Below are 7,860 nucleotides of genomic sequence, written 5' to 3'. Positions count from 1 at the left end.
TTGGATAAAAAATAAAAGGTAGGGAGGTGAAACCTGGTTATAATTAATTTTATATAGTTTTGAACAGTTTTTTATAATCAGGATTAAAGTGGTCAAAATAGGAGATGTAAGTATAGATCCCCCAGTTTTTTTAGCGCCAATGGCAGGAGTAACTGATTTGCCTTATCGTAAGCTAGTTAAGCAGATGGGCTGTGGCTTGGTCTGTACTGAGATGGTCAGTGCCAGAGGATTAACTAATGGTAATCGAAGGACTGAAGAGATGTTAGCAATAGCTGAAGTAGAAAGGCCGGTCTCTTTACAGGTGTTTGGTAGGGAGCCTGAGGTGTTGGCCCAGGCTGTTCAGATAATAAGTAAGGAAAGTAATCCTGAAATAATAGATTTGAACGTGGGATGTCCAGCACCTAAGATTGTAAAGAATGGGTATGGCTCTGCTCTAATGAAAGAGCCAGAGCAAGTTGGTGAAATTGTAAAGGTAATGGATCAAGCAGTAAAGCAACCAATTACAGTTAAGATTAGAACTGGCTGGTGTAAAGAAGAGATTAATGCTGTAGGAGTTGCTCAAATTGCTCAAGAAAATGGTGCTGAAGCTGTAGGAGTTCATGGCAGAACAAGAGAGCAGTTTTATCAAGGCCAAGCTGACTGGAGTGTAATTAAAGATGTAAAGGAAGCAGTTTCGATTCCTGTAGTCGGTAACGGCGATATATTTGGCCCAGAAGATGCTTTAGAAATGGTAGAGCAAACAGGTTGTGATGCTGTAATGATTGGAAGGGGTGCTCAAGGAAATCCTTGGATCTTTAAGAGAACTGCTCATTATTTAAGGACAGGAGAGTTATTACCTCCTCCAACTGCAGAAGAAAGAATTGAAGTAGCTATTGTCCACTTAGAAGATTTAGTTGAGTTTAAAGGTGAATATGTAGGGGTTAGAGAGATGAGAAAGCATGCTGCTTGGTACATCAAAGGACTTAAAAATTGTACTAAAATAAAAGATTCTTTAAATCAAGTAGAGACAGTAATAGAAATGAAGAGAATATTAAATAATTATCAACAAGAATTAAGCTGATACTTGACAGGTGTCAGCTTAATTCTATTTTTAGTGATTTTACTTAACCTTAGCCTTATACTTAAATTTAAATTGATCTTTTTATTCTTTTATACATAAATCTAAAATTATTAGTGCATATTAATAGTTGAGATTATTTTTAGGGGGTTAGAGGGTATGAAGCGGGTAGTTAGTATTAGTTTAGGGGCTTCAAGTCGGGATCGAAGAATAGAGACTGATATTTTGGGAGAAGATTTTATTATTGAAAGGATAGGAACAGATGGCGATTTAAAAGAGGCACTTAAATTATTTAAAGAATTAGATGATCAAGTAGATGCTTTTGGATTAGGAGGAATGGACTTATACTTATTTATAAATAATAAAAAGTATATAATACGAGATGCTAAAAAAATAATTGACCAAGTGAAAAGAACACCTATCGTTGATGGCAGTGGGTTGAAGAGAACATTAGAGTCTGATGCAATAAAAAAAATAGATCAAGAACTTAATCTTAAAGATAAAAAAGTATTGGTTGTATCTGCTTTAGATAGATTTGGAATGGCTAAAGCTTTAACAGAGGTAGAAGCTGAAATTATTTTTGGAGATTTAATGTTTGGTTTAGGATTACCAATTCCGATTAAATCATTTGATATTTTAAATTTGATTGCTAAATTTACTATGCCCTTAATTAGTAGGTTACCCTTTAAATTATTTTATCCTACTGGAAAAGAACAAGAGCAGGTAACTTCTAATAAAAAATATGAAAATTATTATCAGTGGGCAGATCTTATTGCAGGAGACTTTCATTACATAAAATATTATTTACCTCAGCAATTAAAGGGAAAGATAATTTTAACTAATACAATTACAGTACAGGATTTAAATTTATTAAGAAAGAGAGGAGTCAGCAAACTAATCACAACTACCCCTGAGTTTAAGGGGAGATCGTTTGGTACTAACTTGATGGAAGCAGTTTTAGTTGCTTTATTAGATAAAGAAGTATCTGAGATAAAGATTTCTGATTATTTGAATTTATTACAGGAAATTGATTTTAAACCTCGAGTGATAGATTTTAATCAAACTGAAGAACTTATCAACAGCTAAGATGTTAACTTTATAATTGAGGAGGAAGATGAATGGAGAAGTTTGGGTTTATCATTCACCCTTTACAAGTAGAAGATGTAGCACGCAAATTTCCTGTCTGTGATTTTCTACCTGGTGGATTAGTGGAAAGCATAATTAAATTAATTCCACCATTTGAGGTTTCAAAGATAACAGGGGTGAGATCTGAGTTAGGTATTGAAGCGGAAGGTTGGTTTGTAGGCTGTCCGCTAACCTCACGCCAAATTTTGGAGTTACCAACGGAAGAGGTAGTAGAGAAGATTGTAGCAGCGGGAATTAAAGCTCAGAAACTGGGGGCCAAAATTGTAGGATTGGGTGCTTTTACTTCTATAGTAGGAGATAAAGGGGTTACGATTGCTAAAGAACTTGATATCCCAGTAACTACTGGGAATAGTTATACTGTTGCTACAGCAATAGAGGGAACTAGATTAGCTTGTGATATGATGGGGCTTGAGATGAAGCGAAGCAATATATTAATTATAGGGGCTACTGGTTCTATTGGAAAGGCTTGTGTCCGATTGTTGGCCCAAGATAATAAATATTTAATGCTGGCCGCGAGAAGAGAAGAGAATTTGAGAAGATTAGCAGCAAAGCTCAAAACTGAGTCAGGAGTAGAGGCTCTAATCACAACTAATTTAGAAGAGTTACTACCACAAGCAGATATTATTATCACAGCTTCTAGTGCAATAGAGAGTTTGATAGATATTAACCTATTAAAGAGTGGGGCTGTTGTCTGTGATGTAGCTCGTCCTAGGGATGTAGCCAGACAGATCAATTTACAGAGAAACGATGTTTTAGTAATAGATGGTGGAATTGTAGAAGTCCCAGGTCAAGTTAAATTTAATTTTGATTTTGGATTTCCTGTTAATACTGCTTATGCTTGTATGGCTGAAACTATGATTTTAGCTCTAGCTAAGAAGTATGAAAATTATAGCTTGGGTTCTGAGCTTGATGTAGAAAAGATCTTAACGATCAGTCAATTAGCAACTGAACATGGGTTTAAGTTAGCTAGCCTAAGAAGTATGGAACGAGAAATTTCTTTACAGGAAGTTAGTAGAATGAGAAGGATAGTTAACTCTACTTGACAAATTCTGCAAATTACATTATAATGTAATATTAATGATGGGAATGATAGTGTTAGACTGATTTGTCTTAACACTATTTTATCTTTTTATTAATAAATCAAGATAGCAAAGGGGTAATCAATAATGAATGAAAAGGTTATTGTATCAGAAGATGGCTTAAATAAATTAAGGGAAGAATTAGAGTATTTACGTGGTGCCAAAAGAAGAGAGGTTGCAAAAAGAATTAAGCAGGCTCTTGATTTTGGTGATATTAGCGAGAATTCTGAATATGATGATGCTAAAAATGAACAAGCTTTTGTTGAAGGTAGAATTAAAGAGTTAGAGCAGATGATTAGGAATGCAGAAGTCATTAATAAAGATGAAATTGACACAACTAAGGTGAGTGTTGGAACTACTGTGACAATTAAAGATTTAGATGAAGATGAAGAATTTGAATATTCAATTGTAGGTTCTACAGAATCTGATCCAGATGAACAACGCATTTCTAATGAATCTCCACTAGGGAGAACATTGCTTGGTAATAGTGTGGGAGATACTGTAGAGGTTGAAGCACCAGTAGGAGTTATTAAATATGAAATATTAGCAATTAAAAAATAGCAATTTGGAGGTATTTGGAAAATGACCGAGCAAGAAATGGACTTAAATGAATTAATGATTGAACGTAGAAAAAAATTAGAGAATTTAAAAGAAGCAGGTATAGAACCTTATAGTAATGATTTTATAAGAACTCATTCTATTGCTGAAGTATTAGGTAATTTTGAAGAGTTAGAAGCAGAAGAAAAGGAAGTTAAGATTGCAGGCAGAGTAATGGCTTTACGTGATCATGGGAAGTCTAGCTTTGCTGATTTAGTTGATTTATCAGAGAAAATACAATTATATGCTAAAAAAAATGAAGTTGGAGAAAAAGCATATGATTTATTTACTGATTTGAATATTGGAGATCATATTGGAGTTGAAGGAACTTTATTTGAAACAGGTCGTGGTGAAATTACTCTTAGAATTAAAGAGTTTAAATTATTAACTAAGTCTTTGCGACCATTACCTGAAAAGTGGCATGGGTTGAAGGATGTAGAATTAAGATATAGGCAACGATATGTAGATTTAATTGTCAATCCTGATGTTAAGCAGACTTTTATTTTAAGAAGTAGAATAATTCATGGGATGAGGCAATACTTAGAGCAAAAGGATTTTTTAGAGGTACAGACCCCATTAATGCATCCTATTGCTGGTGGTGCTGCGGCTAATCCCTTTATAACTCACCACAATGCTTTAGATATTGATTTATATTTAAGAATTGCCCCTGAATTATATCTTAAAAGATTATTAGTGGGTGGTTTTGAAAAGGTTTTTGAGATTGGGAAAAACATGAGAAATGAAGGTTTATCTAGAAGGCATAATCCTGAGTTTACTACGTTAGAATTGTATCAAGCTTATGCTGATTATGAAGATATTATGAATACTACTGAAGAATTGATTAAAACTGTTGCTAAAAATGTTTTAGATGACTTAGAAATTAAATATAATGATCACGAAATCAACTTAAATAACTGGACTAGAATGACTATGATTGAAGCAGTTAAAGAACATGTAGGAGTAGATTTTAATAATGTTTCTAATTTAGATGAAGCTAAATCATTAGCTGATGAAAAACACTTGGATTATGAGAGTAAGACTTCAATAGGAGAAATTATTAATGAATTTTTCGAGGAGTTTGTAGAGGAAAAGTTGATTCAACCTACATTTATTACTCAATATCCTGTTGAAGTATCTCCATTAGCTAAACGTAATCCAGATAATCCAGCTTTTACAGATAGATTTGAACTGTTTATTGCTGGTGATGAAATAGCTAATGCTTTTTCTGAACTCAATGATCCAATTGATCAAAAAGAAAGGTTTGAACAACAAGTGGAACAAAGAGAAGCTGGTGATGATGAAGCTCATATGATGGATCAAGACTTTATAAGGGCTTTAGAGTATGGAATGCCTCCTGCAGGAGGGTTGGGAATTGGAGTCGATCGTTTAGTTATGTTATTAACTAGTTCCGAATCGATTAGAGAAGTTATTTTGTTCCCACATTTACGATCAGAAAACCAATAAGAGATTATTCAAAAAAGGAGGTTTACCTCCTTTTTTTATTGATTTACAAAAAAATAACATAAACAACTATTATAACATGTGTTATAATTATAGGAGATAACTTTAACTAATAAGAGGTGTTAAGATGAATAAGCGAATTCGATTTGGATTTGTTTCATTAATGATCTTTATTTTTTTTCTGTTGGGAACTAGTCCTGCTTTATTGGCAAGCCAGAACTTTGAGTTAAAGTATACTCCTATCTATGAAGAATTGAAACTAGAATTATCACAACCAAAATTGAAGGTTAATCAGTTTTTTAATCCATTAGAGAGTATAGAAAGAAGAATTTCACTAGAAAAAGTTGATTTAATTGCTCCTCATATAAGTCAAGCTGAAAATATAAAAGGGCTTTATATTAGTGGTTGGGCTGCTGGAGATCAAAGAAGGGTTGAGAGGTTAATTAATGAAGTTGAAAAGAGTGATTTAAATGCAGTAGTTATTGATCTAAAAGATGCTGCAGGAAGGGTTACTTTCTCTAAAGAATTTGGAGCAGCCTCTCAAGAAGCAATGATTAAAGATTTAAAAGGATTAATTGCAGAATTTCAAAGGCGAGGAATTTATACTATTGGTAGACAAGTACTCTTTAAAGATGCAGTTTTGGCTCAGCAAAATGAATATGCTTTACAGTATTATGTAGGTGAAGAAAAAGAGATTATCTATAGCCAAAAATGGAGCAACCCTCATTCTAAGAAGGTATGGGATTATAATCTGGAAATAGCTCAAAAAGCAATTGATTTAGGATTGGATGAGCTTAAATTTGACTACATACGTTTTCCAACCTTGGCCCAAGAAAGCAATTTGACTATTAGAGAAAAAGAAGGTTATTCTAGATCTGATATTATTGTTGATTTTCTAAAGTATGCTAACCAGAAGCTAGATAAACAAAACACTTTAATTTCTGCAGATGTATTTGGCTTGACAACAACTATTGAAGGTGATTTGGGGATTGGACAAGATATTACTAAGATGATTAAACATCTTGATTATATTTCACCAATGATTTATCCATCTCATTATAGTCCTCAAATGTATGGTTTAGCTGATCCAGATACGAGCCCTTATCAACTTATTTATAGAAGTTTAACAGATGCTAGGGAAAAACTAGGAGAAGAAGGTCATAAATTGCGTCCGTGGTTGCAGGACTTTTCAATGCAGCATAGATATGGTGAAGAAGAAGTAAGGGAACAGATTGAAGCTGTAAAGGATAGTCAAGTTTCAGGGTGGTTACTATGGAATCCGCGCTCTGTTTATACTATTGATGCTGTAATTAATGATTAAATAGAGTACTCTCAGCTAAAAGGAAATATTGGAAGATTGAATATTTAGTCGTAGGATGCTTTGCAATTATTGATGATTTAAGTGTTTGTGGTTTTATAATTTTGAATTTAACTATCAATTATCAATTGTACATTGTCAATTGTACACTAAGACGGGGGTGTAGAGAAATTTAGTTATCTGCGAAGCATTGTACTAACAGGCTTTAATTTAGCTGAGAGCATTGTAATAAATAATGAAGGTGGTGTAAGGTTTTGGACTTAGAGTTGACTAATGAAAGAGTTATGCCTAAGAAGATGAATCCTAATAATGGTTTGTTAAAGGAACATCTAGCCCGTTATAAGTTTGCCAGTAAGTATGCCCAAGGGAGGATATTGGATTTAGCTTGTGGTGTTGGCTATGGGACAGAGGTGTTGTTGGCCCAAGGTGAAAGGATAAAAGAGATTATTGGGGTTGATGTAGATCAAGAAAGTATCGAGTATGCACAATACCATTATGGTTATTCTTTAGTTCAATTTATAGTAGGAGAAGGAACTAATTCTACTTTAGTAGAGAAGGTAGGGAGGTTTGATACAATAGTTAGTTTTGAAACTGTAGAACATATTAAAGAGGATTATAAATTTATTTCTAATTTAAATAAGTTATTAAAAGATGGTGGGCAATTGATAATCTCTACCCCATTTGGTCGAGGAAGAGACAAAGAGTGTTCTAATCCTTATCATTATCGGCAGTATACAGAAGAAGAATTTAGAGAAATGTTAGAAGAATATTTTGAGGTGGAGTTTTTTTATCAATTAAATAAAAAGATTGAAAAAAGTCAAGATGATACTAAATATTATTTAATGGTTGCCATCTGTCATAAAGAATAATTAAAAATTAGACTTGACAAACAAAAGTCATTGTGTTAAATTAGTAGCTGTGCTTGTCGAGGAGAAAAAAGTTTTCTTGACAAGTTTAAAGTAGAGTGATATACTACTCAATGTTGCCGCGAAAAAAGATTGGCAACAAAAAAAGATTTAAAAAAGTTCTTGACAACTGAGAACTAATTTGATATTCTATTAATTGTCGCTTGAGGAAGTGGCAGAAATTAAACAAGCTATTCGGTCTTTGAAAACTAAACAATGTAATGTTTCAACTAAGCAAGAAGAGCTAGTCAAACTCATAATTTTGTAAACAGTGTACACATTGTTTACATTATATAA

The 7,860-nt window shown here is 33.2% G+C and carries 7 protein-coding genes; all 7 read left to right on the top strand.

All coding sequences use genetic code 11. The annotated features are described in order from the left end of the window. The first annotated feature begins 88 nt into the window (after positions 1-88). The 7 genes from dusB (at position 89) to MWH25_RS12115 (ending at position 7,527) form a co-directional block, all read left to right on the top strand. On the top strand, positions 89-1,060 hold the full coding sequence (gene dusB, locus MWH25_RS12145; protein WP_345947263.1) for a tRNA dihydrouridine synthase DusB: 972 nt from the start codon (positions 89-91) through the stop codon (positions 1,058-1,060). Between the two features lie 156 nt (positions 1,061-1,216). Further along, positions 1,217-2,143, top strand: coding sequence for a quinate 5-dehydrogenase (locus MWH25_RS12140; RefSeq protein WP_248627917.1), 927 nt, complete (start codon positions 1,217-1,219; stop codon positions 2,141-2,143). Positions 2,144-2,175: 32 nt separating this feature from the next. Further along, complete coding sequence (locus MWH25_RS12135; RefSeq protein ID WP_248627916.1) at positions 2,176-3,246, top strand: SDR family NAD(P)-dependent oxidoreductase; 1,071 nt, start codon at positions 2,176-2,178, stop codon at positions 3,244-3,246. A 123-nt stretch (positions 3,247-3,369) separates the two neighbouring features. Continuing rightward, on the top strand, positions 3,370-3,843 hold the full coding sequence (greA, locus tag MWH25_RS12130; RefSeq protein ID WP_248627915.1) for a transcription elongation factor GreA: 474 nt from the start codon (positions 3,370-3,372) through the stop codon (positions 3,841-3,843). Between the two features lie 21 nt (positions 3,844-3,864). Beyond that, on the top strand, positions 3,865-5,343 hold the full coding sequence (gene lysS / locus MWH25_RS12125) for a lysine--tRNA ligase (RefSeq protein ID WP_248627914.1): 1,479 nt from the start codon (positions 3,865-3,867) through the stop codon (positions 5,341-5,343). A 124-nt stretch (positions 5,344-5,467) separates the two neighbouring features. After that, positions 5,468-6,661: a putative glycoside hydrolase gene (locus MWH25_RS12120; protein ID WP_248627913.1), complete on the top strand. Its 1,194-nt coding sequence runs from the start codon at positions 5,468-5,470 to the stop codon at positions 6,659-6,661. Positions 6,662-6,912: 251 nt separating this feature from the next. Further along, on the top strand, positions 6,913-7,527 hold the full coding sequence (locus MWH25_RS12115; protein ID WP_248627912.1) for a class I SAM-dependent methyltransferase: 615 nt from the start codon (positions 6,913-6,915) through the stop codon (positions 7,525-7,527). The last annotated feature ends 333 nt before the right edge of the window (positions 7,528-7,860 follow it).

This window comes from Natroniella acetigena, assembly GCF_023227745.1.
Classification (GTDB): Bacteria; Bacillota; Halanaerobiia; order Halobacteroidales; family Halobacteroidaceae; genus Natroniella; species Natroniella acetigena.
This window is presented reverse-complemented; position numbering and strand designations above follow the sequence as displayed.

Excerpts from the sequence above, each read along its gene's own strand:
- greA (WP_248627915.1), top strand. The coding sequence starts at position 3,370 with ATGAATGAAAAGGTTATTGTATCAGAAGATGGCTTAAATAAATTAAGG.
- MWH25_RS12135 (WP_248627916.1), top strand. The coding sequence starts at position 2,176 with ATGGAGAAGTTTGGGTTTATCATTCACCCTTTACAAGTAGAAGATGTA.
- lysS (WP_248627914.1), top strand. The coding sequence starts at position 3,865 with ATGACCGAGCAAGAAATGGACTTAAATGAATTAATGATTGAACGTAGA.
- MWH25_RS12140 (WP_248627917.1), top strand. The coding sequence starts at position 1,217 with ATGAAGCGGGTAGTTAGTATTAGTTTAGGGGCTTCAAGTCGGGATCGA.
- MWH25_RS12120 (WP_248627913.1), top strand. The coding sequence starts at position 5,468 with ATGAATAAGCGAATTCGATTTGGATTTGTTTCATTAATGATCTTTATT.